Raw genomic sequence first — 23743 nt, forward strand, 5'->3', positions numbered from 1 at the left:
CGTTACTGTTAATGGGGTGTCAAAATGGTATCTCGTCTTCCAATAATTCAGCCAGTCCGGCAGACAAGCGGCCATAATTCTCCGCTGGTTCATTGTCATTGCTAGCCTCCGGCGCGTTGTCATTGGCAGCACCCGCCACAAGCGCACCAACCTTGTAATCTTTCACATTCCAATATCTGCCATTCGGAACGACGCTGATTTCAGCGGTCGGGCCAAGCTCGTTCTGGCGATCCAGCCATTCCATGACTGTCTTTGGAAATGGCCGCTGACCGCCATGGGCTGCCCACCAGCGATGCGCCTTGGATTGTGCGAAGCCGGTATGTTGTGGGCATAACCATTCGTTGATCGACGTGTAGCCGGTCATGTAGCTGCACTTCACTGAGGGCGGCTTGTCACCCTTCCCCTCGTGGAATGTAAAACTGCGGCCTGTTACCGTGCGCCATTCAGCGGCAGCCACACTGACGATAGGGGCGTCGGCTGCAACGCGGGTTAGCTTTTCTTCCTCATTTGGGGGGAAGTCGTAGCCGCAGCAGGGGCACTTCATCAGGCTGATATGCACCTTCTCCCCGCAACCGATATTGCCGTTGCTGTCAGTTTCTTGCGGGCAAATCTTAATGGGCGGCTCGCCGTCTCCCTTGGAAGGCGCTTTTGGCGCAACCATATCGACCGGGCCATGCCGATCAACCAGCTTGGCAAAATCCAGAACCAAGCAGTTCGGCTTAGGTCCGGCTGCAATTGCCGCAAGGCGCTCTTCAACCGTATTCAGCGGCATACCTGCTGCGTATAGCGGGCGCGTCCCCCTGCCCGCCATCTGGACATACAGGGCTAAGCTCAGAGTCGGACGCATGAAGGCAATTAGATCAACACCCTTGTGATTAAAACCGGTAGTCAAAACTGAATTGTTCGTGACGCATTGCAGCTTATAGGACTTAAAATCCTCAAGGATGCGCCGACGCTCCTCTTTCGGCGTGTCGCCTGTTACCGCTTCACAAGAAATGCCACGCGCACGGAACTCATCCCGCACATCCAGAGCGGCCTTTACGCCTGCGCAGAAGCACAGCCAAGAGCGCCGATCCGCGCCTTTAGCAATAATCTCCGAGACAACCGCATCATTCAGGTCGGCACGATTGACCGCGGCCTCCAGCGCGCCTTGCTTATAATCACCCCCGAGGCGGCCAACGCCTTTTACGTCGTACTCGGTCGCAGTCGGCTTGCTGGTGAGAGGCGCAAGAAACCCGTCGCGAATGCCGTCACCGACGCCGTAGGTATAGACGATCTGGTCAAACAGACGATCCTCTCCCTCGTCCAGCCGCCCACTATCAAGGCGATAGGGCGTTGCAGTGAGGCCCAGGATTTTCATATCTGGATTGATAACCAGCAATGCATCAATGAACCGGCGATACATCGTGTTGTTGTTAACTGGTATCAAATGACATTCATCGACCATAAGCACGTCGACGTGACCAATCTGTCCAGACTTATTATGTACCGTTTGAATGCCAGCAAATACAATCTGACTGCGCGCATCACGCCTGCCGAGGCCGGCAGAATAAATGCCAGCGGGCGCGAAAGGCCAAACACCAAGAAGCTCAAGATAATTTTGCTCAATTAATTCCGCGACATGCGTCACAACCATAATGCGCATATCCGGCCAGCCTTCAACAAGGCGCTGGATAAGGGACGCCATCACCAAGCTCTTGCCCGTCCCTGTCGCGAGGTCAACCAGCGGGTTGCCAGCCTCCTCTTGCCAATAATCAAAGACACCGGCTATTGCTTCTGTTTGATAGTTTCGTAAGGTTAGCATTCGGGGGGGCTTTCTTTGAAAAGTGACGCGGACGGTGGTTTTTCTAGCGTAATTCTGGCGCTGGCAGTTGTGCTTTACATTACGATTGTCTGCTTAACTTTTGCTGGCTTGGTCGCGACTAAACCTACGGTTGGCATCGCCTTTTTGGAATTTGTAAAAGAGTACGGAGCCATTGTTGCCGGTATCCCGGTTTTGATCGCAGTTTTAGTAGCTAAACAGCAGTTGGATGCTAGTAATAGGCAGCATGTGGCGACATTAAAGAGGTCGTTTCAGAAAGAACTTGATGCACTGAATACTGCTAAATCATCCCTAATCGTCGTTTTAAATTTATCAGCACATGAGATTATTAAGAAATGCACTGCTGGCAATATTTTACCCTCTATACTTTCAGGTAATGAAGCGGAGTTAATCATAGACAACCTCCCCAAACGCATTGCCGAGGCAATTTTATGGTGCAACGAAGAAATTAATCGCAGCATCGTACGATACGGCCTTGGCCAACTTGATCTTTCCCAATTTGATGAGAGATTACAATTTATACAAATACGTGCAAAACTTGCGCTAGGAGATGTTCAGGCAATCTACGATGAAAGGGCGAAATACTGGTCCTAATCACGCCACCCTCCGCTGTTCATTGTCATTCGCCGCCCCATCCACCCACACACTACCGTCATGCATTTTGTAAGTGACTGTTTCGGCCTCTTCATCGCTATCAATCTGCTCTCCAGCAATTAACCCCGGCAGGTATAAATGAGCAGGGCAGCCTGCCAGTTGCTCATCATGCGACAATGGCTTCGCCCACCGGGCGCAAGACCATGAGCCGCCATCCTCCGGTGTGCTGTATAGGCACGTCCGACAATTCACGCGCGGCCATGCATCTTCGTGGCAAATGGCGCGATGCTTGCACCATCCGCACGCAAACGCCATTTTTGCATTCGGGTCTTCGTGCAGCTTTGCCGGTGGTTCATGCGCATCAATGATGCGCTGCGCTCGCGCTAGCAGGCGCATGACATATTCCGCATCAAGATGGACACGCTCGGCGTAAAGCTCGTCCGTGTCTTTGCAAACTGCCAAGTAGATTCCACGGTCCCGCCCACGCAGATAGCAATAGGTTTGCAACTGGCCGTAATGTAAAGGCTTGCTCTCCTTAACACCGCGTTTTTTGAGGTCAGTGAATGACTTGAGATTATGCGACTTGATTTCACCCACATGGATTGTTTTCGGCGCTTCAGGAAGCCCCAGAATTTCAGAGTCCAGATAACCACGCACATGCTTGCCGCACGCTTCCACCATGATTTGATCCAGCTTGCCGGTGCGCGGATTGTGCTCGTGCGAAACCACTTCGCAGCCGATCATGCGCAAGTTTTCAATCCAGCGCTCCTCCTCCATGACGCCGGTCTCAAATATGCGCAGTGTTCTACCGCCGATATGCTCCGCGTGTGATGCCCAGCGGAATTCATAGAACAGCTTGCGCTCGCATTCTTCTGCGAGCGTACTGACCGATATGGACCGGCCTTCACGCGGATTATTATTCGCCTCATAGGCCGCGTAAATCGCGGCCACGGTTGGGGATATGACTTGAGGGAGCGGGGCCATTAGTGCTGCTCCACGCCATGGCCGAGGTGCTCTAGAATGCGTTGATACACGTCACCTTCTTGGTATGACACACCGTTGTAACAGTGGGCGCTTGGCTGCAAATCTAGCACAAGTAGCCCATCGATATAGACGAGCGCGCCTTCGGCCCATGACGAGCCGCATGTTTCGCAATCATAAGTGTCGTCAAGCCATTCGATACTGATTTTCACTTAACCACCTCCAACTCGCGCAATAGACATTTGACGAACGGCATCAAGCTGGACGCCTCGTGGATTTCTACTTCGTATTCGCCATCTTCTGCAAACGCGACTTCGGTCACACCTTCGCGGCGCAGCGCATATTCAATGGCGTTGAAGATCGCGGTTTCGGTAAGGGTGGGCGGCCCACGCCTTTTCATCGGCGTCCATCGTCATGTCCTCATCGGCATCAAGACCGCAGTCCACTCGCCCTCGCCCTTGATAACGGCAGGCGAGCCTGCATCACCAAAAGCAAAGCGCACGCTCGGTTCATCCAACGCGCCAAGCATGTCGTTGACATACCGGCTGTTAAAGCCGATCTCCAAAGGCTCGCCTTCGAACGTGGCCTCAACTTCGTCGCTGGCCTTGTCTGCCAGTGACAGGCGCAGCACATCGCCGACGGCGAATTTCACGGCACGCGACCTGTCATCAGCAACCGCGGCGACACGCTCCACAGATTTCATGAGGGCTTGCCGATCGACGGTAAGTACATTGCCGTTGCCGGTGGGAATCACGCGCACATAGTCGGGAAATGTGCCGTCGATCAGCTTGCTCGTGATAACCGTCGAGCCAGACGTGACGCGCACCTTGTTCTGGGACAGTTCGACCGTAACCGCACCTTTCGGCAGTAATCCTACGAGCTTGCGCGGCAGAATGACGCCGCCCTCCAACGAGGAAGGCAGGGTACCGGCAGGGCCGATGTTGCGCATAAGCCGGTGGCCGTCCGTTGCGACAGCAACCAAGCGGCCTTCGACAGCATGCAGATATACGCCAGCCAGATAATAACGGGTCTCTTCGGTCGAGATGCAGTGCACACACGGCGCTACAAGCGTAGCCAGATCAAGCTCCAGCGTCGTGTCAAACTTACCGGCGCTGAATGACGGAAAGTCTTCTGCAGGCAAGACGTCGAGCTTATACCGGCTCTTGCCAGACTTGACGATAAGCTGATGACCTTCTGCGGTTAGCGATATATCGCCGGTCGCACGCTTGGCTATGTCAGCAAGCATTTTGCCGGGAACAGTTACGCTACCCGGCTGGCAGTCCAGCACCGGCAGGCTGGTCGCTATCTCCACGTCCAGATCGGTGCCGGTCAGGCGCAACTGGCCGTCCTCGACTGCCAAGAGTGCGTTGGCGAGAATAGGGATTGTGTTTCTTGTTTCAATCGCCTTGGTCACAATTGCCAAGGCGTGCGCAAGGTCTGCGCGGTCGAGCGTGACTCGCATGAAAATCTCCTCGTGTTCGGCAGTGGTAGGCGCGGTGGTGAGCCGCGCCTGTTGGTGGTTAGTGACTATACCAAGTGCGCATAGGCGGTAGGTCGCCGAACCACGGCTTGCCGATTGGCGGGAATGTCTGGGGCGGCTGGCTAATCTTTTCGGCGATTACGCGGTCCAGCTTACTTGCAATGGCCGCCCACTGCTCTGCATCAGGTGCGCCATCGATAAACGAAGTGCTGAAACCTTCCAGCCATGCCTTAAACTCGGATAAAGTCATGCTGCTTCCTTTCTGCCCTGTAGGACTTCATCGGCGAGAGGCCAGCCGTCTTCGTCAAGCTCTGTCGGTACGAACTCAACGCCATTCAGGTTTGCGATATGCCGCAACAAATCTTCCGCATTGCCCGGCATATTGTCATTCGCCGGCTGCACCCATGGCTCGCTTTCTGCGTCCTCGACGGTCAGCGCTTCGATGGCGGCATCAAGCGTAAACGGCTTGTCCTCATTGCCGAGAACAATCTTGTCGCCGTAAGCGCCGCCAATCTGGTCCTTCAAGTCTTCCCACGATTCTATACGAACCCCGCGAACAGCGAGCGCGATTTTCATCATGTCGCCTTTGCCGATCGTATATCCACGCTGCTGGTACTTCAGGACGCGCGTTGCGGACGCCAGTGGGTAACGCGTGCCGGGATTGAACTTCAAGAAACGCTGGCTATTGTGCTTCAAAAAGTCGGGGTGGAAGATGAACCCGGAATCGGGGTGCCCGTCCCTCTGGTGTACATCCAAATCCAGCGCGCCCATGCAGACGGTGTAATCAAAGGCCGCAAAGATGGCATCGGCGGTCGGGAAATAATCAAAGTGCATCAACTGTGCGATGGTGTCGCCGCTGACGAACGTCACGGCACGCTTGCTGGCAGCAACGCACCACAGGCCGTCTTCGTATGCCTGATAGACGCCGGTCTCGAATGCGCGGCGCGATTTGAAATACACGTCCACGTCGTTGATTTTCGCGTTGGTGAACGCGCTCGTGACAGCGCCGCCAGCAATGAAAGCGCCGTCAAAGCGCAGCGGACTTGCCGCCATAATCAGTTTTCGTTCGGCTTCGTAAGCCATGCGTATCTCCTCGTGTTCGGTTCGGTGCGATGGTTGCTACCGGCGCTTTCGCGCCAGTAGCAGGTTGGTTTAGATTAACCCCAAGGGCGCTTCTTGCCCTCCGCTGCCGCCGCTGGCTGGTTGCTGTTAGCAGCCGCAGGCCGGTTATCATTGGCCGGGCGCGGCGCGGTGGGCTGGGTGGCGTCGATCTCCGCAGGAGGCACATTGCCTTCATCTGGATAGTAATAGCGCTTGATCTCCGCACGTGCCGGATATTGCCCGTCCTTTGAAGGGCGGCCAAGTGCAACGCGAGCCGTGAAGGACTTGAAAAGCAGGTCTTCGGTGTCGTCCACCGCCGACACGCCGATCGCGCGGCAGAGCGACGCAAGTTGGCGCTGCCCTATCTCCTGCGCTTGCGGGTTTTTGTTTTCGATATTGTAGTTCGTGAAAAGCTTGCGGCCTTCCTGCTCTTGCGGCTCAAGCACCTTCATCGTGGTCTTGAGAATTGTTCCGCTGCCGGTCGATGTCGCAGCAACGTCCGCCGCTTCAACTTCCATGACATACGTGCCGTTGGGCAACTCCGCATAATCGGATTGGGTCGTATCGTGATCTGTCGCATTAAATCTTGTGGCTAGTTTCGCCATAGGTATTCCTCGTGTTTGTGGTGGTGGTTAGAACGGTGAAGGAAAGAAGCCGCCTGCAATGAGCAGCCATGTTGTGAGGCCGACGGCAATGAGTGACGACCAGATGCTGTAATTTGGTCGTGGCTTTCCGTGCATCGCTGCTGACGCGCCAAAACCAGTGGCCATCAGAACCAGCATGACTATCTGTGGCCACCCCATCACGCCGCCTCCTTCTGCGCCGCGTTGTCATTACTAGGCAACCAATACTTGGAAAGATCAGCGAAGCCCTGCCCTTTGCGATAGAGAACTGAATCTGGATGCGGATAGCGGGTCTTGGCCATAAATCCCGCTCCTTCAGACAAATGAATCTGACGCTCCTTGCCGCCCTCAGCTCGCGTAACCTTTGTTTGGCGCGCGACCTCCTTTTCTTTGATGCTGATGCGGTAATTCATGAATGCAACCACATCGGACTTTTCGCGCACCAAGGCGTTTGCTCGCTTGTGGAGCTTAGGCTGGTATCGTGAATACGGATCGGACGTAGGGCTGTCGAAACGAACGATTTCAGGGTGCGCCAGCATCACAACATAAATGCCTGCACGTGCGAGCGCAGACACCGCCGCCATGAGTTCATTCCATTCAGTGTCGGCCTCGACGTAGCCTTTCCCGTACCCTGCGTCCTCGACACTGTTAATGCCAAGACGCGCTGCCGTCGCCCGCCAGACAAGCGGCTCCAGCCCGTCAAGGCTATCGATAATGACGGTCTGGCGGTCGTGGTCTTCGGTCAGCAGTTCGCCAATGATGTTCAACAGATCATCAAAGCTTTCGATGGTGCCCGGCGTTGCAAGTTCAATGTCAGACGGCGGGCGCTCGCCTTCCGTGGCCAGATAGATCGGGTTCGGAAATTCGGCGGCAAGGCTGGTTTTGCCGATGCCGTCCACGCCATAAAGCAGCATGACTGGTGGGTCGTGTCTCTTTGTGGATTTCAAGCTGGATAGGCTGATCGCCATCGTGCTCTCCTTTTTTAGATGATAGCCAGTATGAAGATGGTGACGAGGAACAGCACGGTTCCTGCCAGCGCGTACCCGCTGGGGTCTGGGCCGGCTGTCATCACCCACCCCACAGATAAAGCAGCCCATAAAAGGGCAGAATGCCGTTCCAGAACACGACGCCCATGGCGACGAAGGCGAGCACCAAGGCAAGGGCAGCGTGCGCCAGCGACCGGCCTACGCGCCCCCCGCCGGGGATGCGTCCGGGTTGGATTAGGATGCGGTCGTCCTCGACGCGGTATTTGCTCCATGGGCTGTTGCGGCGTGTGTTGCCGGGGCGGTCGTTGACGGCGTAGTCTTTGTAGGGGTTAATCATGGCTCACCTCCAACTGATCCAGCTTGGCGCGGGCCTGCGGGATGCTGTAGCTGCGGCCGACATTGGTGGCCTTGGCCGAGATCGTGATAAACGCGATAATCGCGCCTACCCATTGCAACGCTACGCTCTGCAATAGGACACCAATACCTATGAGCGCAGCGAACAAGATAAATGTGCTTGCATCGCGCATCCACGACTTGAGCACCGTTTCGTGCACAATAATGACTTCGGGCTTCGACGTGGCTCTGCCGCCGCCCTCGTTGGGTTCTCTAAACATAATTCCTCCTCGTTCCCCGCCGCGAATGCAGCGGGGCTGGTAGGGTTGGCTGTGGTTGCTGTTGCGGGTTAGGCGGCGACTAGCTTGCTAGTTGCGATGATGACGGGCTGGTTGCCTCCGGTGTCAACAAATGACCATTTGTCGAACCGTGCCAGTTCATAGCCGTATCCCCGATGCGTCTTGACGAAGCGGACCTTAGTCACCGTAGGGGGCGTGGGGTCTACCGTATTCTCCAGCCACGATTTTGTTGCGTCTGCAACAACGCCCATGAGGTCGTCAAACGCTGACGAAACATTATCGTTATCGTTGCTGGCGGCTTCCTGTGAGGCAACCTGTGGCTCGTCGGCCCATTCGGCGATGAGGTCGGCGCTGGTTTCCATAGTGCTATTGGCTCGCCCATCGCACCACCAGTCCGCCCCGTTATGCGTCGCGCGGTCTGCTGTCGTACGCATCGGCCCTACCTTGCGCCCGTCGCGGGTGCGGTAGTATTTTCCTGATTGGATGCTGAGGACCGGCTCAATGCAGTCAGGCTTTGCACGTGTGTACTGGGGCTCCACAGACAACGTCTGATAGTTATATGGTGGGTCTATATTCAGCAGGTATTCGCCGTTGTTCATGAGCTTGCCGTCCCACGATTCAATCGTAGCCAGTTTTCCAACCGCGCCTATGGTGGATTTGCCGTCCTTTACCAATCGCACCCGGTCGCCGACCTTGAAGCGCGGTTCGTCGGACACGGCCCATTCACCGGTGTCCAAAGGATAGGCTTCACCTGCATCATCAGTAATGATCACGCAGTTCCCACATGCGCCAGAAACGACATATTCTTTACCCGCGACAACATCCATTTCAGTCACAAGGCTTTTGACCCTATCCCCGACCTTCACGCGTCTTGCGCCCTTGCCGTATTCATCAGCCTGCACATCGACCTGCGCAGCTTCCATTGTTCGCGTGACCATTAGGCGGCTCCCCTCGTTTTTGTTTTCGCCGTCAGCTTCACCTTCTTTGTGAAATCGACCGGAATGATGTTGTCTTCTGGTTCGGCTTGGCTACCACCCCCGCCGTCTTCATCATCAAACGGCTCGACTTCAAACCGCGATACTTCGGCGGCAACCAGCCCTTGGCCGGGGACTAAAAATCGCACAGTCAGCATCCTGCCAGCGTCACGGTCGCCAATGATGACGCCAAGCCAGCCTGTCAGCCGGTGGCGTACAAATTCGCCGGGCAAGTCCCAGCAATCTCCACAATCGCAGGTCATGCCGCACCTCTTTTCTGTCTGCTGTAGCTAACCGGCGAGCCGGACACATAGCGCCCGTCAACCAAGCGCGCTGTGCGCCGGGCGTCTTCTTTCTGCGCAGCGGTGCGATAAGGCTTGCGGTTTGTCATGTCCCGCGTGCCAGTTCGTGTGTACTGCGTTTGGTGCGCCGTTTCCGGTCGCGTGTATTTATGGGATTTCATAGTTCCTCCATGCTGGAGGTTAATCTTCGGCCCCGTTCCCTAGGCGGTCGGCCCTGCCTTAAAAGGCTAGTGGACGGTGGCTGTGCCTGCGCTAGCAGGGGCGCCGATAAAAGGCCCGTCCAGTAAGGTAATGCGCGGCATTGCGATATACATGTCGCGGCATAATGTTGAGCATCCACCGTTATGCGTGGAGCGTTTAACAACCGTGCTTTCTGTCGGCGTTGGCGGCGGTAGTGCGGGCACTCTGTCTGCGAGCAGAGACCAAGCGTGGCCTCTGGTAATGCCCATCATTTCCGCGATCTTCCCGAATGACGCACCTTTTTTACGATGCGCGGCGGCTTTCGCCTGCAATTCCTGTCGTGGTGAATACTGCATAACTCCTCGTGTTTGGTTGGTGGTGGTTGACAAATGCCGCGACTGGCGGCATCTGTCTGGCTGGCTGGGGTGGTACCCGGCAAGGAACGGGAGGGTTGGAGTTTTACTCCTCGTGGCCCGAACTAGTACGGGCAGGCTGGCGAAGGGTGGTACCGGAGCATAACAGCCTGCTTTTTGTTTGGCGTGGCATCTGGCGCAGGGCGTTTCCTCGTGTTTGGTCACATGCCAGATCATGCGTTCTGCAGGTGAGGCAGAATGGGGGTTAGGCCGCTTTATACTGCGACCAGATAATCGCGGCGAATTCCTGCCGGTCTGTTTCATCCAGCGCGGCCCACGCATCCCAGAACACTTGACGCTTTCTGTCCTTATTGGACGCCGTCGCCTTGGCTCCGCCAGCGGCGATAATTCCAAGCGCCTTATCGGCGGTTATTGGTTTGGTTTCGGGGGCTGGCCGCGCGCTAACCTTTTCGCCACGCTCCGCTCGACTGATAAGGCTTTCGCGCTCATCCGATGGCAGCTTAGCGAGCGCGTCCATCTCGACACCCTTATCGAGGCTGGTGCCAACAATGCGGTGAATGTCGGGGCCGAGCACCCTGCCTCTCGCCGCGGCCATCCTGATCGCGCGGTCGGTCTTGCCAGATGCCGAGGCTGTTTCTTGGACGAATGATGCCTTATCCGTGTGGAAAAATTTGCCAGACGGTGATTGATTCCCACCGTGCTTTGTCTCCGGGTGGATCTCCTCATAAATAGCCTTACGCCGAGCAATGTGCGCCGCCTCTTCGGCTGGAGACAGTTCCGAACGGGCCAGATTCTCGTCGATTTCCATGAGCTCGGCATGAAGATCGTCAACGTCATGAACGACGCATTCTACATATTCTTCACCGTTCATTTTGAGTGCTGCCAAGCGGTGGCGGCCATAAATCAAAACCGCCACCCCGTCGCACAACTCTCCGTCATCCATGACGATTTCGTCACGGATGCAGACCGCCGGCGGGTTCATTAGTCCGACTTCGGCAATGCTCTTCGCAATCTCTGCAACTTTATCTCCATCAGCATTACGATGGCGATTGCCGATAAATATGTCGTCAATGAATAACCGCCGACGCTCCATAGTCAGATCACCTCAGGCAAAGATGCGGGGGAAGTAGCTACAGCTAGGGACCGCCCTGCGCGCCAGATCAGGAAGTGGTGCACGATCCCACGTGTCCACTGCTGGCGTGTCCACTTGACTGTCTTTTCGCGCAAAGCCTCGCGAAGCGTATAAATTGGGTTGCGACGCTTAAGCATCTCACCAGTACGGAATGCGGTGAAGAAATGACGAATGTCGTCTTCGTTCGCACCCAAGGAAAGAAGGTGGAGCGCGGCAACACCAGGCGCAGCAGCCCCAAGCCCCTTCTGTGGATTTCCGATAAGGGAATTGGCAAGAACGATGTGCTCTTGGTTCTCGAAATAATAGTCTTGCGCTTCTGCAGGTGTGGCCGCGCGACCATTGTACATCTCGAACGCAAGGTTTGAGATAGCGGACATATGCACGGCGTTAGGAATGCTTGCGATATTCAACCGATCAACGCCGGTGCGCTTACGACCGATATTAACGGTGCGCATCGATTCCTTGGTGACGCCGTACGAGACGACCGATTCAATTGGCTGGCCAGTCAGCAAGACGCCGAATGTGCGGTGCTGACCATCGTTCACCGTTCCGTCCTGGCATACAACGATTGACTCGCCGTTCAAATCAAATCGATGGGTCGCAATATCCCGCATAATAGCGGCGAGGTTCGCGGCATTAACTCGGCGGTTGCCGATGTTATGGACGAGTAGGATCTGCGCGCGTTCTGGCGAAATGATATGCACATTGGCGCGAGCGTCGCCATCGCGAACAAGGCGCTGATGCCATTCCGATGCCTTGGTGAACTCCGGCGTCCCACCGTAAATATAAAAGCCTTCATCCTTACCCGCGTTGATAAGGCGAGCGGCGATGCGCGCTGCATCTTCAAACCGGCCTTCACGCACAAGACGAAACACTTTTTCATGTTCGGTTTCTTCTGTAGCGGCAGCGCGAACTACCACCTTCGGCGCATCTTCCAGAATGCGCGGCTTAGGAACCGATGTTGGTTTATTGAATAGCGCCTCCGCGCGAGCGCGCTCTGGTGTGTATCTCTTTCGACGGTGCTCAACGGGGACCGTGCGGCTATTGGCCTGTACAATCTGCATGTCATTCTCCTCTATAGGTTGAAAATTCTCGTATTACGTGCTTATGTGAAGGGACTGGCGGCTTTCTTCGCGTGCTCGCTGTGTGTCGTGTTGGCGACCATTGGCCCTCTATAAGACGGCCTTTTCACCAAAACCGACCACCACGACACGAGGAGGCAAAGCACATGAAAAAGATTATCGAACGTCTGGTTCACGTACGCGCCTATGTTCGCTTACGGTTCGGGAAGATTGAGTATGTCCGGGAGCACACACGCTCTTGGCCCAATCAATTATCCTTCGAGTTCTAATAATGTAGCCGCCAGCACCCACTAATAAGCATGTCAAACGCGCCAGCCGCGTTTTCAGCGGCCAGCGTCCCTTGTTGATTCTACGGTGGGTGATTGTCGTTGTCGGCGAAATAATGTCTGTCAGAATTTGTCATTGTGTTTCTCCTCGTGTTTTCTAGCTGGTCAGTCTTGGGGCTAATTAAATCTTCAGGCTAGCTATCTGTCCGGCTTTGGTAACTCCGGCTTCTGCATATTGGCCTCCTTTTCGGTTGGCACCGTCTTTCTGTGGGGCGGTATGGAGTTACAATAGTAGCACTACTACTTTATGTCAACATTAAAATGTAGCAACACGACATTATTTTTTTGTGGTAGTGATCCGCCATGACTAGGTTTGGGAAAAGGCTCACAGCCGCTCGTTTGGAAAAAGGTTATACGTCGCAGGCAAAAGCCGCTGCGCTCGTAGGGCTTGCTGCCGCCACATTTGGAAAGATCGAGCGCGGAGAAACCGTCCGCCCGAACAATTGGCGGCAGATCGCGCTCGCATTTGATATTCCTATCGATGAGGCGGACGAACTGATGAACCTGGACGCTCTGGACGCAGGCAAGGCATCTAAGCTGACAGCAGATATTCAGCCGGCTCAGCCCATTGTGCCGCGCCGGGCATTTAAAGGCGTGTCACCGGGGAAGACACCTGTTCTTGGGTATGCCGCGGCGGGCGATCCCGATAGGCTCGTGATGCTTGCCGATATAGTAGACCAGATTGATACACCATATCAGTTAATTGGCGTTGAAGGCGCATATGCGCTCTACGTCTATGGCACATCAATGATCCCGCGCTATTACCCCGGCGAACTAGTCTTCGTTCACCCGAAGAAGCCTCTAACCGCAAATTGTTTTTGCGTTGTTCAGGTTGGTGCTGGCGCGCCAGAAGGCGCCTTTATAAAGCAGTTCAAGTCATGGAATGACATACTGACCGTTGCCCAATTCAATCCGGCTGAAGATATAACCTTTACAAGCGACGAGATATTTGACGTACACCGGATCGTTGGGGCGGGCGACGATTAACCCCTTGCCCTTATGGCCGCAACTTGGCAGGGTGGCATCGTAGCAATCATAAGGGGGTGTAAATGGCATTGCCGGATAATATTGCTTTAGAAAAACGTACTCAGGTCGCGTTTGTTGCGCAGCAACATATGATATTTTCGCTGTACTCAATAGCTTTAACGCGCGGTCTAATCCAAAAATCGGACTTGGACCGCGTTTCTGAAGTTATTGACGATGAAGATGTGAAATCATTTATCAACGCCACCTTGGAGCCACTTAAGAAGGCTGGCAATTAATTCATCGCTGGTTTCGCGTAAGCGATCCCAGAAATCTTCTGAAAGCGGTTCATACTCATGGACCGCTTTTTTGTTGCCATTTCTCTGCACCCCGATTCTCCTTTTATCCGCCCATCTATTGCTGGCAGCAACAAGTATGCCCTATCACCACCACCCTTGCTACTTTTTATTGTTGACTATCGCTACTTTCTTCGCTACTACTCTTCTCAACAGCACGAAGACAGCCACGCGGCCCGATCTGCTGACAGACCAAAACACGAGGAGACTTCAACATGAGCGACACACCAAAGAGAAGAAGACCGTTCACCCGCAAAAACGAAATTATCGGCGGCGGATTCTTTGTATTTCGCCGCGGCAAGAAGACTGGCCGCATAGGCCGCACCAAGTTCCCATACGAACACGGCTCGTTTGCGTCTGCGATGGCAGAAGCGACGCGCCTAGCAGCCCTGTGCCCCGGCGAGACGTTCGAAGTTTTCCAGACGAGCGGCGCTGTAGCGCGAGGCGAGCCGGTAGATGCGCCTGCACCGGCTGAATTGGCCGAGATCTCCGTAAAGGAGGCAGCGTGATGAAGCGGAACCCCACAGAAGAACTTGCGAACATCCCGCTGTCGCGCGGACAAAAGAACATAGTCGATGCATTGGCAGCGATCTACCCGCGCCGCATGCATATCTTCGATCTCGTCAACCACGTCTATGCGCTAGACCCGAATGGCGGTCCAGATAACGCCATGGGATCAGTGCGCACACAAATTTGCAACATCCGGAAGCGCCTGCCCGGCTTTGGCTGGACGATCCCAAAGACGTTCGACGTGCAAGGTCAGCATGGATGGTATCGACTGGAACCAGTCGCAAACGACAACACCTCGGCGAGCGAACAACAGGCAAGTGTAGGGAGGGCAGCATGATGGCCCGCTGCAATCACAGCAACCGCTACACCCACGACCTTATCCCAGAGCGCGAATTTGACACAGAAGTCCTCGTTGACGACGTACGCAGCACAGCGCGTGCTGGCAGTGTAGAGCCAATGCGCCGCCCTGATTACCGCGCCAAGAAACACGCAAAGCCCCAACCGTGGATAAGATACGCACTGCGCGAAGCCGTTGAAATGACAGTCGTTGTCGCTTTCTGCGTGGCTGTGTGCGCCGTAGCTGTGGGGGTGGCGGCGTGATCAGGGTTGCCATAGCCACCGACGCGCTGCGGACGATTTTTGCACGTAGCAACAACGACCCGCTTGGCACCAGCAAAGTCAACGATATGCGCCGAATTGCGGAAGAAGCGCTGGCAAGGCTGGGCGAGCACGGAAGATAGCGACGGGGCGGCAAAGCCCCCCCCATACCCCTCTTTTTTGCGCGCTCACCAAGCGCACCACCCCGACCATGAGGAGATTTTTATGCGTAACCACAACGCCAACCGCCCGCGAGCCAGAAGACACGGAACAAGTAAGGCAAAGCCCAAAGTATACCGCACGCCAGAGCGCATCTTGACCGCCGCCGAGTTCCAGGCGCAAGGCACCAGCGCCGCAGCGGTTCTGTCAATCGCCAATCTGCACGCACCCAGAGCCGCCGACGAATTGCGCAAGACGGCAATTGAGCTTGCCCGCATGACCGGCGAGCCTCTTGGACGGGGCTTGACGCAGGGCGGCGCGAAGCCCGCCAATGACAACCGTACGCCAGTACGGAGGGCAGCGTGATGGACGCCGTCCTCCACCAGCAGCGCGGCGTCAATGTCCGCGCACCGATAAATGTCCGCACCCGCAACCATTCGCGCAGACCAGTGAATTGCCGCGCTACCCACCCTCTGGTGCGGGAGTTATTCCGCGTTATCGACGCCACGCCTATAGCCTTGTCGGACGTGGCGCGCCTTTCTGGTGTTAATGACGCAACGATTAACGCATGGCGCAATGGCTATCGCCTGCCAGCCATCGACAAGCTGGATGCCGTCGCGCGGGTGTTTGGCCGCAAGCTGGCGATTGTTGAGGGAGGCGGTCATGGTGAGTGATGAAGCCGTGAAGGCGGCAGATAAATCAATGGCTGATAGCATCGGTCATGGGATGCGGGAAAAGTGTTTAGATCACGCTCTCGCCGCCCTCACCGCTGCCGCACCTTATATGCAGGGAGCAGCGCGTGAACAGGCGTTGGACCTATCGGTACTAGAACGCTTGGCGAAAGTCGCTGACGACTATGATGAACCGGATGAGATCGGCCCGTTTCCTGACATTCAGGATGCGATGATAACCGTTCGCGATCTACGGCAAATCCGTAAGCTTCTCGCCGCCATCCGCGCCCTATCCTCCCCGGACCATGCCGACGCCGGTAAGTCGGTCGAAGCAGAAGCAGCCCGCACCTTACTGAACGGGGACCAAGGCAAGATTTATGCAGCGTGTGAGGGCATCAGCCGTGTTTATAAATTCACGGAAGTTCTCGAACGTATAGCTTTGGAGGGCGCGGAATGAGTAAGCCAGAATTTACGCCGGGGCCGTGGTCATTCCGCCAAAACCGCAATTGTTCGTTGGATTTTTTTGGTGAAGGTGGACAGAGGTTAGTACTCGGCAACACGTTCTTAATAAACCAAGACGCCAACGCCCATCTAATCGCCGCAGCGCCAAGTCTTTACCGATGTTTGGCAGAGGTCAGAAAGTGGATGGACACCGATGAATTTGGTCCGTGGGAAGCCGCATTCTGCGCTGAAATAGACGCAGTGCTCGCAAAAGCTCGCGGAGAAACCCACCCATCAGGAGGCGACCGTCATGGCGAGTGAAATATGCATGATGTGCAGACCGTTCCTAAGAACCACAGGATTTCATCCTGATTGCGCGTGGCATGGAACGAAGGCTCAAGAGCGGAACACCCGCCCCGCGCCTGCCGCTACAGATACGGGACTGGTGACGGTGGCATACTATCGAGTAAACCGAACACATCTTACGCATATTCCCCACAAAGGGTATGACGAACTCGTCACCCGCCAGAATGCCGAAGAACTATTGGCGGCGGTACGGGCGGAGAACGGAAAACTTGAAGCAGCATGGTTGAAAGCCGAAGGGATTATCTCTGACTTGAAAGCCGACAACGCGGCGAAGGAAGCGCGGATTAAGGAGTTGGAGAAGATCAACGCCATCCTGATGGGCGACGACGAGGACAAGCCGCGTTACACAACCAAGCGGCTCAAGCAGGAAATTGCCCGTGCTACCAAAGCCCTCGAAACCAAACTCGCCGCTGCTGAAAAGGCGCTGGAGCCGTTTGCCAGACTTGAAATTCCATCTAAGCCGCAAGGTAATGCGGGAGCCTATTCAATCCGTCACAAGGATATTCTTGAAGCCCGCGCCGTGCTGGGAGGGAAGTTATGATGATGCCGATCATTACCATCATCTTTCTTATTCCAGTTATCTTGTTCACAGCCATATTCTTGCGGGCAGTCTCCGCAAGAGTAGTGACGGGAAAGTGGCCACATCAAGATGATGTATCCCGACAGGTATTCGAGGATTTGCCATGACCGACCTCATTACCCGCCTCTCCAAGCTAGACGCACCTGACAGGGAAGCGGATGTCAGAAAAATCGTCTGTCAACTGCTGGTTCAAATAGAAAGCAAGATCATCCGCTTCAAATTGCGTGAGACCACATACCAGTTGTCCGCCGAGCTTGGGAAACTCTCCCGTTCGGGCGTCAAATACGGACCATGTGCCGTCCGGTTCGCAGCGAGTGAAATAGCGTGTTCTGGGCATAGGCTTAGTCTCTTAATGCAACACATTTAACCCAGAGATTCGGCACTTTCAACCGCCATCTTGCGCGCAAAGGAGGCCAACCATGGCCAGTAAGGAACTGATCGAGAAGATGGCTCGGGCAATAGCTGATGCCGACATGGAAGATTACAGGGAGTTTTCGATTCTTTATGACGCAAAAGCTCAGGCCGCCATCTCCACCATCCGCGCCTCGTACCGCCAAGCAATCGTTAATCTAGTTCAAGTGGATAGTCCCGGCGAATACAACCAAGGGCTTTTTGATGCGATTGATGCCATAGAATCTCTTTCCGCCTCCGCACTTGGGGAGCAGAGCGAATGAAGCTGACAGTGGCACAGATACTAGCCTTGCAGAAAGTGGAGCGGCGCGATTGGCCTGCCGGAGAACCTCGCAGAAGCTGGATCAATAAGGCAACTCTTTCAGTCCTAGAGCGGTTAGGGCTAGTTGAAGAGCACTTTCCAGACATTTTGCACCTAACGGACGCGGGACGCCAAGACCTGAAAGGCGGCGAGTGATGGCCCTATCGAGATTAGACAATGCAATCCGAATGGCAGTTGTGGCTCATGCAGGGCAAACTGACCTAGCTGATCAGCCATATATTCTTCATCCGCTTCGCGTCATGCTTGCGATGGAGGCGGAAGATGAGCGGGTTGTAGCCGTCCTGCATGATGTTCTTGAGGACTGCTCTTGCTACACGGAGGGCGATATTCGTTTTCTGTTCGGCGATACGGTGGCCGATGCTGTAAGTGCGCTCACCCGCCAAGAGGGCGAAACCTATTCTGATTTTATTATTCGGTGCCGGGAGAACCCAATCGCAGCAAGAGTGAAGCTTGGCGACATAAAAGACAATATGTCTCCATCGCGCTCATCATCGCTGAAATTAAGCCATAAAATGCGCTACGAGGCGGCAATAAAAGTCCTGTCAGGCCGCGCCGCACTGCGGGAAAGGGAGTGAGGATGGCGGCATATACTTACGCGGACACTGAGCGGTGGCTCAGCGACATTGCCGGCATCATCGGCGCCTACCCAGAAACGGAAGCGCGCTTGATACCGTTGTACGAACGGGTAGAGCAGATGCAACGCAAACTTGTTGCGAACGACAATGTGCGGGATCGCATCAGATCACGGCTGCGTCAAACGGCAGCGTAAACTTTTCCATTTGCTCTTTTCGCCACTCCAAAGAACCGCCCATGCCATATCGTGGGCGGTCAACTGTATGGCCCATCAGCATTCGGCGCAATTCATCGTCCAGGCCCGCCTCTTTCATGCGGTCCTCAAAGGAATGCCGAAGCGAATAGACGGTATAGCCCGCGCCTTTTGGAAACAGTTCGTTGTCCTTGAAATATTTATTCAACGTTGCCGACAGCGTGTCTTCCTTGTTTTTGTAGCGAGGGAAGCCATTCCTATGCCTCTTAAATACCTCATGCGCTATGCCGACCAACGGCAGCTTGCGAATAGACGAAGCGGTTTTAATCTCACGCGGATCAGCAGCATCTTTTCGAGGTGCAATCAGGATATGCGGTACCTTATCAGCGAGGAATATGTGCTCGGCTGTAATGTTACAAAGTTCGCTTGGCCTGCATCCTGTTTCGATCATCGCCAAGACGATACCGCGAGCCTCTTGGTTTAAGCTTACGAGTGGGCCATAAGTCAGGAACTTCGCTTGGATGATATCCGTTGGGATAGGCGGGCGCGACTTTTCAACTTTCTCCGCAAAGCTCAGATCGCGGAAAGGATTTGGTCGATCCCTATCGCCCATGTGCTTGAAGTATTCAGCAAAGAGAACGCGCATTCCGCCCATCATGCGATTGCCCATGCTGGCGGATATTACTGCTTGGTTCTTTTCGGGGCGCGTTATTTTCTGGAGCCAGACCTTGTAGAATTTCTGCGCATCCTCGCGGGTTATATCAGCGATTGCTTTATCCGAGACAATTTTCACAAAATGGTCGATCGCCCGCTGCTTGTGTGCGCGCCAACGTTTTTTCTGGATTTCGCTCTTGCCCGTCAGCTCATCGGGCGTGATCTCATCGAAGTAAATCCTCAAAGCCTGTGTCACGGACACAGATGGAACACCAGCCGCTCCGTAAACAGCGGTATTCTCGTCCACACTATCTCGACGATGTGTTAAGTGCGCCGCCAGCGCCTCATCTGTAAACGAAAGCAGCCTATCGGCTGACACATATGAAATGCCGATAGCGTCGGCTCGCTTAATGGCGGCATCATAAAGTGCCCTTGCCTTATCGCCATCAGCCCCAGCCTTCAGCATCGCCCATAACGCGTCGTCAGCAGATTCGTACTCATTGCGCTTCGTCATAGCCCGAGCGAGATCGTTTGTTTTCAGGCTTATGCGGATGATGGGAGCGCGACTATCCTTGTCTGCAACAGACGTGGGAACGCGGCGAACATACTGATAAACGCCGTCGCGATCTTTCAAATAACGATGAGGGTCTGATTTAATGCGATATCCAGCCATGACGGGATTATAGCACCGAGTAGCACGCTTTGTATCGCATTTTGTTGCACAGTATGTAGCACAAAACGGTACGTTTAACATCGAACCAGCAATATAAAATACGCCTAAGCGCTTGATATCACTATATAATTATCGTTTAATAGCGTGAAATTAATGGTACGGTCGGTTGGAGTTGAACCAACGACCTCAGGAGCCACAATCCTGCGCTCTAACCAACTGAGCTACGACCGCGTACCTTGCTATCAGCAGTTTTACGCCTAGAGCGCTCGCTGACAGGGGGTCACATACGGAGAATCGGTTCATATTGCAAGAGATTATAACGCCCTTTCAGCAAGAAATCCCCATTTGACCGCCAGAATGATCGGATCATTAAAATTGCTCGGGTTTTGCTTACCATATTTTACGCATGAATGTGCGCAAATACGGATATTCGCCGGACACGTAAAATTGCCCGGCACGCATTAACTAATGGAACAGAAAGTGGGGTCCATATCAAAGGCCAATATGGACCCGATGCCTCGATAGGCTTATTAACAGTAAGTTAAGAAGCCCAAGGGCGGTTGAACGAACAGGTAAAGGAACGGTATGTCCGAATCATACCCCTTCATCGATATTGCCGCGCTGGATGATGTCCGCGAAGGTTTTGTAAAGGGCGACGCGCAGCTCATACTCACGCGCGACCTTGCAACGATATTGTGGGTCAATGGCCCCGGTGCTGCGTTGTTTGGCTCTGGCCATATCGAAGATATGATCGGCCGCGAACCCGATCTGCCAATAGCCACCCGCCGCCAGATTGCCAGTTCCAGCGATGAGGCAGGCAATCAGGCCCGCATGGTGGCCGTTCGTCTTGGCGGCGGCGTGCGTTCGGAACTCACCCGCCTGCACATTTCCCGCATCACGCTTCCCTCTGGCGTCGAAGCGCTGCTGCTTGCAGCCTCGCAGCAGGATAAGCGGCCCCAAACGCTTATTTCAGGTCTGGCGAGCGACGCCACCCATGTGGCGCTGCTCGATGAAAAGGCTCAGCTCATTGCCGCCAATCAGCATTTTGCTTCTCTCGATATTTCTGAAAGCACGCTTGAAGACCTGATCGTCGAAGCTGCCGATTCATCCGATCGTATCGTCAAACGCCGCATTCGCGCAGGCAAACACTCGGTTCCGGGCGCGATAGCGCGCCTGTCTGACGATCCGGCCCTGCATCTTCTTTGCGTGATTGGCGAAACGTCCGCAAATGCGCGGACCTCCCCCACGCCTGAAAAAGCTTCTGCCGCACATGAAACGCAAGAAGCGGTTTCCAGCGAGCAGACTATCGTAGAATCGGGACCGAAAGCCTTCGCCTTCGACCGCGATGGCCCGCCTGCCCGTTTTATCTGGAAGACAGACGCGGATGGTTCTTTTACCGAAGTCTCGCCGGAACTGGGCGTCATCATCGGCCCGAATGCCGCAGACGTGATCGGAAGGCGTTTTGCAGAAGTCGCGACCGTCTTCGGTTTTGATACCGATGGGGCGATCTCCGCGCTTTTGCAGAAACGCGATACCTGGTCGGGCAAACGCCTGTTCTGGCCCGTCGAAGGGACAAATTTGCGCGTTCCGGTGGAACTGGCCGCGCTGCCTGTCCAGTCGCGCGACCGCGAATTCGTAGGTTTCCGTGGCTTTGGCCTTGTGCGTCCATCCGAGGCCGAGGAAGACCCCGAAGCGATTGGTCTGGTTCTGGCAGGCGGAATTCCGCAAAAACGCGAACCCGAAGCCACCCCTTCGGCAAGCGACGACGACATGGATGATGCGCTGGCTCTTACCGAGGAAGTCGCCAATGACGACCGCCCGGAAGCGACCATCCCGCAACCGCCACTCAACCTCACGCCCAATGAAGGGCGCCGCGACTCAGACAAGGTCATCGAGCTTCTCAATGCCGCCGCGCGGGAAAAAATCGCTGCCGATCAGGCAAGGCTGCTCAAGAAAGAGGAACACGCAGAGCCGCGACCCGAAGGTGGCCTGACTGCAACCGAGCGTAATGCTTTTCGCGAAATTGCGGATCGTCTGCGCAGGCAGGGCCTTGCCAATTCACGACAGGACGGCCACGCGGTAAAGTCCCCCGCACCTGAAGACGTCAATGCAGGAACGCCGGTCTCGCAGGAACCAAAAGCCGACAAAACCCCAGCAGTTACGGCTACAGGCGGCAACCGCATTACGACGGACGAAACCACGCTGCTGGCCAATCTGCCTGTGGCGGTGCTCATTCATGCGGGCGATGAGATTCATTATGCCAATCAGGCGTTTCTGGACCTGAGCGGTTATGAAACTCTTGACGCAATACACGAGGCAGGCGGCGTGGAAGTGCTGTTTAACAGCGAGCCTGACGACAGCGAAAAGCACCAGAGCATGATGCTGCGCCATGCCGATGGCGGTGAAGAGCCGGTGGACGCGCATCTGAATATCATCGGATGGCGCAACGGCCGTGCGCTCATGCTCAGCCTGATACCAGCGACGCCGGTTGCAGTGGAAGCAACAGCCAAGGAAGACAATACCGAGAAACAGGCCCTTGATTCACAGGTCGAGGAACTGAAAACCATCCTCGATACAGCGACCGACGGGGTTGTCCTGATCGATCCGGAAGGCCGCATACGCTCGATGAACCATTCCGCTGCTGCTCTTTTCGGTTATGAGAACGAGGAGACGGAAGGCAAGTTTTTCTCGATGCTTTTTGCCATTGAGAGCCAGCGTGCCGCAATGGATTATCTGCACGGGCTTTCCGACAATGGCGTGTTAAGCGTTCTGAATGACGGGCGCGAAGTCATCGGTCGTGAGGCAAAGGGCGGCTTCATTCCGCTGTTCATGACCATCGGCAAGCTGCCGCAGGCGCGCGGTTTCTGCGCTGTCCTGCGCGACATCACGCAGTGGAAGCGCACCGAGGAAGAACTGACCAATGCGCGCAAGGAAGCCGAACGTGCCTCGTCTGAAAAAACCGAATTTCTTGCGCGCATCAGCCATGAAATCCGCACGCCGCTCAACGCGATCATCGGCTTTTCGGAACTGATGTCCGATGAAAGATTCGGCCCCATCGGCAATGAGCGTTATCGCGACTATCTTCGCGACATCAACCGCTCCGGTAATCATGTGCTGGCGCTGGTCAATGATCTGCTTGATATTTCCAAGATCGAAGCTGGCGCGCTCGACATGCAGTTCGAGGCCGTTTCACTCAATGACGCCATTGGTGAAGCCATCGCATTGATGCAGCCGCAGGCCAATCGCGACCGCGTGATCATCCGCTCCAGCTTCCAGTCCAACCTGCCCGATATTGTCGCCGATGCCCGCTCCATCAAGCAGGTGGCGCTCAATCTGCTGTCAAATGCTGTCCGCTTCACCGCGACAGGCGGACAGGTCATCGTCTCGACCAATTACGAACTGAACGGCGATGTGGTCATGCGGGTGCGCGATACGGGCGTCGGCATGAGCAAGGCAGAAGTCGAACAGGCGCTCAAGCCTTTCCGGCAGGTCAACACCATGCAGCGCCGCCAGTTGGAAAACAACAAAGACTGGCGCAACGAGGGTACGGGCCTCGGCCTCCCGCTGACCAAGGCGATGGTCGAGGCAAACCGCGCCCAGTTCGCCATCGATTCGACACCGGGACAGGGAACGGTGGTCGAAATCGTCTTTCCGCCTACACGCGTTCTGGCGGACTGATATAATG

Annotated in this window: 31 protein-coding genes and 1 tRNA gene; 14 read left to right on the forward strand and 18 right to left on the reverse strand. The window is 55.2% G+C overall.

The window, feature by feature from the left end; all coding sequences use genetic code 11:
* Nucleotides 1-19: 19 nt before the first annotated feature.
* Nucleotides 20-1804: a DEAD/DEAH box helicase gene (locus DKP76_RS07240; protein WP_109705741.1), complete on the reverse strand. Its 1785-nt coding sequence runs from the start codon at nt 1802-1804 to the stop codon at nt 20-22.
* Nucleotides 1805-1819: 15 nt separating this feature from the next.
* Here DKP76_RS07240 and DKP76_RS07245 point away from each other — a divergent pair, with 15 nt between their 5' ends.
* A complete protein-coding gene (locus tag DKP76_RS07245; RefSeq protein ID WP_109705742.1) occupies nt 1820-2416 on the forward strand; it encodes a hypothetical protein in 597 nt (198 codons plus the stop codon).
* On the opposite strand, the gene DKP76_RS07250 is transcribed toward DKP76_RS07245, so the two are convergent.
* The 15 genes from DKP76_RS07250 to DKP76_RS07320 form a co-directional block, all read right to left on the reverse strand.
* Complete coding sequence (locus tag DKP76_RS07250) at nt 2417-3400, reverse strand: oxidoreductase (protein WP_109705743.1); 984 nt, start codon at nt 3398-3400, stop codon at nt 2417-2419. It lies immediately after the preceding gene.
* On the reverse strand, nt 3400-3609 hold the full coding sequence (locus tag DKP76_RS07255) for a hypothetical protein (RefSeq protein WP_109705744.1): 210 nt from the start codon (nt 3607-3609) through the stop codon (nt 3400-3402). Before DKP76_RS07255 ends, DKP76_RS07250 begins: the two co-directional genes overlap by 1 nt.
* Nucleotides 3606-3797 (reverse strand): hypothetical protein, encoded by a 192-nt coding sequence (locus DKP76_RS07260; protein WP_109705745.1) that lies wholly within the window; start codon nt 3795-3797, stop codon nt 3606-3608. Before DKP76_RS07260 ends, DKP76_RS07255 begins: the two co-directional genes overlap by 4 nt.
* 12 nt (nt 3798-3809) lie before the next feature.
* Entirely contained in the window at nt 3810-4859 is a 1050-nt protein-coding gene (gene dnaN / locus DKP76_RS07265; RefSeq protein WP_109705746.1) for a DNA polymerase III subunit beta, read from the reverse strand.
* 58 nt (nt 4860-4917) lie between these two features.
* Nucleotides 4918-5127 (reverse strand): hypothetical protein, encoded by a 210-nt coding sequence (locus DKP76_RS07270; RefSeq protein ID WP_109705747.1) that lies wholly within the window; start codon nt 5125-5127, stop codon nt 4918-4920.
* The gene (locus DKP76_RS07275; RefSeq protein ID WP_109705748.1) at nt 5124-5960 is read right to left on the reverse strand and encodes a Gabija anti-defense Gad2 family protein; all 837 of its coding nucleotides are present in this window, start codon (nt 5958-5960) and stop codon (nt 5124-5126) included. The genes DKP76_RS07270 and DKP76_RS07275 overlap by 4 nt, the downstream gene beginning before the upstream one ends.
* A gap of 74 nt (nt 5961-6034) precedes the next feature.
* On the reverse strand, nt 6035-6583 hold the full coding sequence (locus tag DKP76_RS07280) for a DUF669 domain-containing protein (protein ID WP_109705749.1): 549 nt from the start codon (nt 6581-6583) through the stop codon (nt 6035-6037).
* Nucleotides 6584-6610: 27 nt separating this feature from the next.
* Complete coding sequence (locus DKP76_RS19160) at nt 6611-6781, reverse strand: hypothetical protein (RefSeq protein WP_158279425.1); 171 nt, start codon at nt 6779-6781, stop codon at nt 6611-6613.
* Nucleotides 6781-7569 carry an ATP-binding protein gene (locus DKP76_RS07285; protein ID WP_109705750.1) on the reverse strand — a complete coding sequence of 263 codons (789 nt, stop codon included), beginning with the start codon at nt 7567-7569 and terminating at the stop codon, nt 6781-6783. Before DKP76_RS07285 ends, DKP76_RS19160 begins: the two co-directional genes overlap by 1 nt.
* A 100-nt stretch (nt 7570-7669) precedes the next feature.
* A complete protein-coding gene (locus tag DKP76_RS07290) occupies nt 7670-7924 on the reverse strand; it encodes a hypothetical protein (RefSeq protein ID WP_109705751.1) in 255 nt (84 codons plus the stop codon).
* Nucleotides 7917-8201, reverse strand: a complete 285-nt coding sequence (locus DKP76_RS07295) for a hypothetical protein (RefSeq protein WP_109705752.1) — start codon at nt 8199-8201, stop codon at nt 7917-7919. The genes DKP76_RS07290 and DKP76_RS07295 overlap by 8 nt, the downstream gene beginning before the upstream one ends.
* 68 nt (nt 8202-8269) lie before the next feature.
* Entirely contained in the window at nt 8270-9157 is an 888-nt protein-coding gene (locus DKP76_RS07300; protein WP_109705753.1) for a hypothetical protein, read from the reverse strand.
* Entirely contained in the window at nt 9157-9426 is a 270-nt protein-coding gene (locus DKP76_RS07305; protein WP_245410169.1) for a hypothetical protein, read from the reverse strand. The genes DKP76_RS07300 and DKP76_RS07305 overlap by 1 nt, the downstream gene beginning before the upstream one ends.
* 867 nt (nt 9427-10293) lie before the next feature.
* Nucleotides 10294-11142 (reverse strand): ParB/RepB/Spo0J family partition protein, encoded by an 849-nt coding sequence (locus tag DKP76_RS07315; protein ID WP_109705756.1) that lies wholly within the window; start codon nt 11140-11142, stop codon nt 10294-10296.
* 2 nt (nt 11143-11144) lie between these two features.
* Nucleotides 11145-12245, reverse strand: a complete 1101-nt coding sequence (locus DKP76_RS07320; RefSeq protein WP_109705757.1) for a hypothetical protein — start codon at nt 12243-12245, stop codon at nt 11145-11147.
* A 683-nt stretch (nt 12246-12928) separates the two neighbouring features.
* On the opposite strand from DKP76_RS07320, the gene DKP76_RS07325 reads away from it, so the two are divergent.
* From DKP76_RS07325 to DKP76_RS07390, 12 genes are all read left to right on the forward strand, one after another.
* Nucleotides 12929-13576 (forward strand): S24 family peptidase, encoded by a 648-nt coding sequence (locus DKP76_RS07325; RefSeq protein ID WP_158279426.1) that lies wholly within the window; start codon nt 12929-12931, stop codon nt 13574-13576.
* Between the two features lie 62 nt (nt 13577-13638).
* Nucleotides 13639-13851, forward strand: a complete 213-nt coding sequence (locus tag DKP76_RS07330) for a hypothetical protein (protein WP_109705759.1) — start codon at nt 13639-13641, stop codon at nt 13849-13851.
* Between the two features lie 272 nt (nt 13852-14123).
* A complete protein-coding gene (locus tag DKP76_RS07335) occupies nt 14124-14417 on the forward strand; it encodes a hypothetical protein (RefSeq protein WP_245410170.1) in 294 nt (97 codons plus the stop codon).
* A complete protein-coding gene (locus DKP76_RS07340) occupies nt 14417-14755 on the forward strand; it encodes a hypothetical protein (protein ID WP_109705760.1) in 339 nt (112 codons plus the stop codon). The genes DKP76_RS07335 and DKP76_RS07340 overlap by 1 nt, the downstream gene beginning before the upstream one ends.
* 259 nt (nt 14756-15014) lie before the next feature.
* Nucleotides 15015-15158, forward strand: coding sequence for a hypothetical protein (locus tag DKP76_RS19165; protein WP_158279427.1), 144 nt, complete (start codon nt 15015-15017; stop codon nt 15156-15158).
* Nucleotides 15159-15240: 82 nt separating this feature from the next.
* On the forward strand, nt 15241-15540 hold the full coding sequence (locus tag DKP76_RS07350; RefSeq protein WP_109705761.1) for a hypothetical protein: 300 nt from the start codon (nt 15241-15243) through the stop codon (nt 15538-15540).
* On the forward strand, nt 15540-15848 hold the full coding sequence (locus tag DKP76_RS07355; RefSeq protein ID WP_109705762.1) for a helix-turn-helix domain-containing protein: 309 nt from the start codon (nt 15540-15542) through the stop codon (nt 15846-15848). The genes DKP76_RS07350 and DKP76_RS07355 overlap by 1 nt, the downstream gene beginning before the upstream one ends.
* On the forward strand, nt 15838-16302 hold the full coding sequence (locus DKP76_RS07360; protein WP_109705763.1) for a hypothetical protein: 465 nt from the start codon (nt 15838-15840) through the stop codon (nt 16300-16302). Before DKP76_RS07355 ends, DKP76_RS07360 begins: the two co-directional genes overlap by 11 nt.
* A complete protein-coding gene (locus tag DKP76_RS07365; protein WP_109705764.1) occupies nt 16299-16607 on the forward strand; it encodes a hypothetical protein in 309 nt (102 codons plus the stop codon). Before DKP76_RS07360 ends, DKP76_RS07365 begins: the two co-directional genes overlap by 4 nt.
* A complete protein-coding gene (locus tag DKP76_RS07370; RefSeq protein ID WP_109705765.1) occupies nt 16597-17193 on the forward strand; it encodes a hypothetical protein in 597 nt (198 codons plus the stop codon). Before DKP76_RS07365 ends, DKP76_RS07370 begins: the two co-directional genes overlap by 11 nt.
* A gap of 458 nt (nt 17194-17651) precedes the next feature.
* The gene (locus DKP76_RS07380) at nt 17652-17906 is read left to right on the forward strand and encodes a hypothetical protein (RefSeq protein WP_109705767.1); all 255 of its coding nucleotides are present in this window, start codon (nt 17652-17654) and stop codon (nt 17904-17906) included.
* Between the two features lie 193 nt (nt 17907-18099).
* Entirely contained in the window at nt 18100-18540 is a 441-nt protein-coding gene (locus tag DKP76_RS07390) for an HD domain-containing protein (RefSeq protein WP_109705769.1), read from the forward strand.
* Nucleotides 18541-18702: 162 nt separating this feature from the next.
* On the opposite strand, the gene DKP76_RS07400 is transcribed toward DKP76_RS07390, so the two are convergent.
* Nucleotides 18703-20058 (reverse strand): site-specific integrase, encoded by a 1356-nt coding sequence (locus tag DKP76_RS07400; RefSeq protein ID WP_199224766.1) that lies wholly within the window; start codon nt 20056-20058, stop codon nt 18703-18705.
* 154 nt (nt 20059-20212) lie between these two features.
* A tRNA-His gene (locus DKP76_RS07405) sits at nt 20213-20289 on the reverse strand.
* 354 nt (nt 20290-20643) lie between these two features.
* On the opposite strand from DKP76_RS07405, the gene pdhS reads away from it, so the two are divergent.
* Nucleotides 20644-23736, forward strand: coding sequence for a cell-division control histidine kinase PdhS (gene pdhS / locus DKP76_RS07410; RefSeq protein WP_109705771.1), 3093 nt, complete (start codon nt 20644-20646; stop codon nt 23734-23736).
* Nucleotides 23737-23743: the final 7 nt, after the last annotated feature.

It is taken from the genome of Falsochrobactrum shanghaiense, from assembly GCF_003149535.1.
Classification (GTDB): Bacteria; Pseudomonadota; Alphaproteobacteria; order Rhizobiales; family Rhizobiaceae; genus Brucella; species Brucella shanghaiense.

What these genes read in the sequence shown, in the direction of transcription:
- DKP76_RS07250 (WP_109705743.1), bottom strand. Translation starts at nt 3,400, where the DNA reads ATGGCCCCGCTCCCTCAAGTCATATCCCCAACCGTGGCCGCGATTTAC.
- DKP76_RS07355 (WP_109705762.1), top strand. Translation starts at nt 15,540, where the DNA reads ATGGACGCCGTCCTCCACCAGCAGCGCGGCGTCAATGTCCGCGCACCG.
- DKP76_RS07300 (WP_109705753.1), bottom strand. Translation starts at nt 9,157, where the DNA reads ATGGTCACGCGAACAATGGAAGCTGCGCAGGTCGATGTGCAGGCTGAT.
- DKP76_RS07365 (WP_109705764.1), top strand. Translation starts at nt 16,299, where the DNA reads ATGAGTAAGCCAGAATTTACGCCGGGGCCGTGGTCATTCCGCCAAAAC.
- DKP76_RS07285 (WP_109705750.1), bottom strand. Translation starts at nt 7,569, where the DNA reads ATGGCGATCAGCCTATCCAGCTTGAAATCCACAAAGAGACACGACCCA.
- DKP76_RS07260 (WP_109705745.1), bottom strand. Translation starts at nt 3,797, where the DNA reads ATGAAAAGGCGTGGGCCGCCCACCCTTACCGAAACCGCGATCTTCAAC.
- DKP76_RS07320 (WP_109705757.1), bottom strand. Translation starts at nt 12,245, where the DNA reads ATGCAGATTGTACAGGCCAATAGCCGCACGGTCCCCGTTGAGCACCGT.
- DKP76_RS07275 (WP_109705748.1), bottom strand. Translation starts at nt 5,960, where the DNA reads ATGGCTTACGAAGCCGAACGAAAACTGATTATGGCGGCAAGTCCGCTG.
- DKP76_RS07335 (WP_245410170.1), top strand. Translation starts at nt 14,124, where the DNA reads ATGAGCGACACACCAAAGAGAAGAAGACCGTTCACCCGCAAAAACGAA.
- DKP76_RS07270 (WP_109705747.1), bottom strand. Translation starts at nt 5,127, where the DNA reads ATGACTTTATCCGAGTTTAAGGCATGGCTGGAAGGTTTCAGCACTTCG.
- DKP76_RS07290 (WP_109705751.1), bottom strand. Translation starts at nt 7,924, where the DNA reads ATGATTAACCCCTACAAAGACTACGCCGTCAACGACCGCCCCGGCAAC.
- DKP76_RS07315 (WP_109705756.1), bottom strand. Translation starts at nt 11,142, where the DNA reads ATGGAGCGTCGGCGGTTATTCATTGACGACATATTTATCGGCAATCGC.
- DKP76_RS07280 (WP_109705749.1), bottom strand. Translation starts at nt 6,583, where the DNA reads ATGGCGAAACTAGCCACAAGATTTAATGCGACAGATCACGATACGACC.
- DKP76_RS07330 (WP_109705759.1), top strand. Translation starts at nt 13,639, where the DNA reads ATGGCATTGCCGGATAATATTGCTTTAGAAAAACGTACTCAGGTCGCG.
- DKP76_RS19160 (WP_158279425.1), bottom strand. Translation starts at nt 6,781, where the DNA reads ATGGGGTGGCCACAGATAGTCATGCTGGTTCTGATGGCCACTGGTTTT.
- dnaN (WP_109705746.1), bottom strand. Translation starts at nt 4,859, where the DNA reads ATGCGAGTCACGCTCGACCGCGCAGACCTTGCGCACGCCTTGGCAATT.
- DKP76_RS07370 (WP_109705765.1), top strand. Translation starts at nt 16,597, where the DNA reads ATGGCGAGTGAAATATGCATGATGTGCAGACCGTTCCTAAGAACCACA.
- DKP76_RS07350 (WP_109705761.1), top strand. Translation starts at nt 15,241, where the DNA reads ATGCGTAACCACAACGCCAACCGCCCGCGAGCCAGAAGACACGGAACA.
- pdhS (WP_109705771.1), top strand. Translation starts at nt 20,644, where the DNA reads ATGTCCGAATCATACCCCTTCATCGATATTGCCGCGCTGGATGATGTC.
- DKP76_RS07380 (WP_109705767.1), top strand. Translation starts at nt 17,652, where the DNA reads ATGGCCAGTAAGGAACTGATCGAGAAGATGGCTCGGGCAATAGCTGAT.
- DKP76_RS07400 (WP_199224766.1), bottom strand. Translation starts at nt 20,058, where the DNA reads ATGGCTGGATATCGCATTAAATCAGACCCTCATCGTTATTTGAAAGAT.
- DKP76_RS07360 (WP_109705763.1), top strand. Translation starts at nt 15,838, where the DNA reads ATGGTGAGTGATGAAGCCGTGAAGGCGGCAGATAAATCAATGGCTGAT.
- DKP76_RS07240 (WP_109705741.1), bottom strand. Translation starts at nt 1,804, where the DNA reads ATGCTAACCTTACGAAACTATCAAACAGAAGCAATAGCCGGTGTCTTT.
- DKP76_RS07340 (WP_109705760.1), top strand. Translation starts at nt 14,417, where the DNA reads ATGAAGCGGAACCCCACAGAAGAACTTGCGAACATCCCGCTGTCGCGC.
- DKP76_RS07295 (WP_109705752.1), bottom strand. Translation starts at nt 8,201, where the DNA reads ATGTTTAGAGAACCCAACGAGGGCGGCGGCAGAGCCACGTCGAAGCCC.
- DKP76_RS07390 (WP_109705769.1), top strand. Translation starts at nt 18,100, where the DNA reads ATGGCCCTATCGAGATTAGACAATGCAATCCGAATGGCAGTTGTGGCT.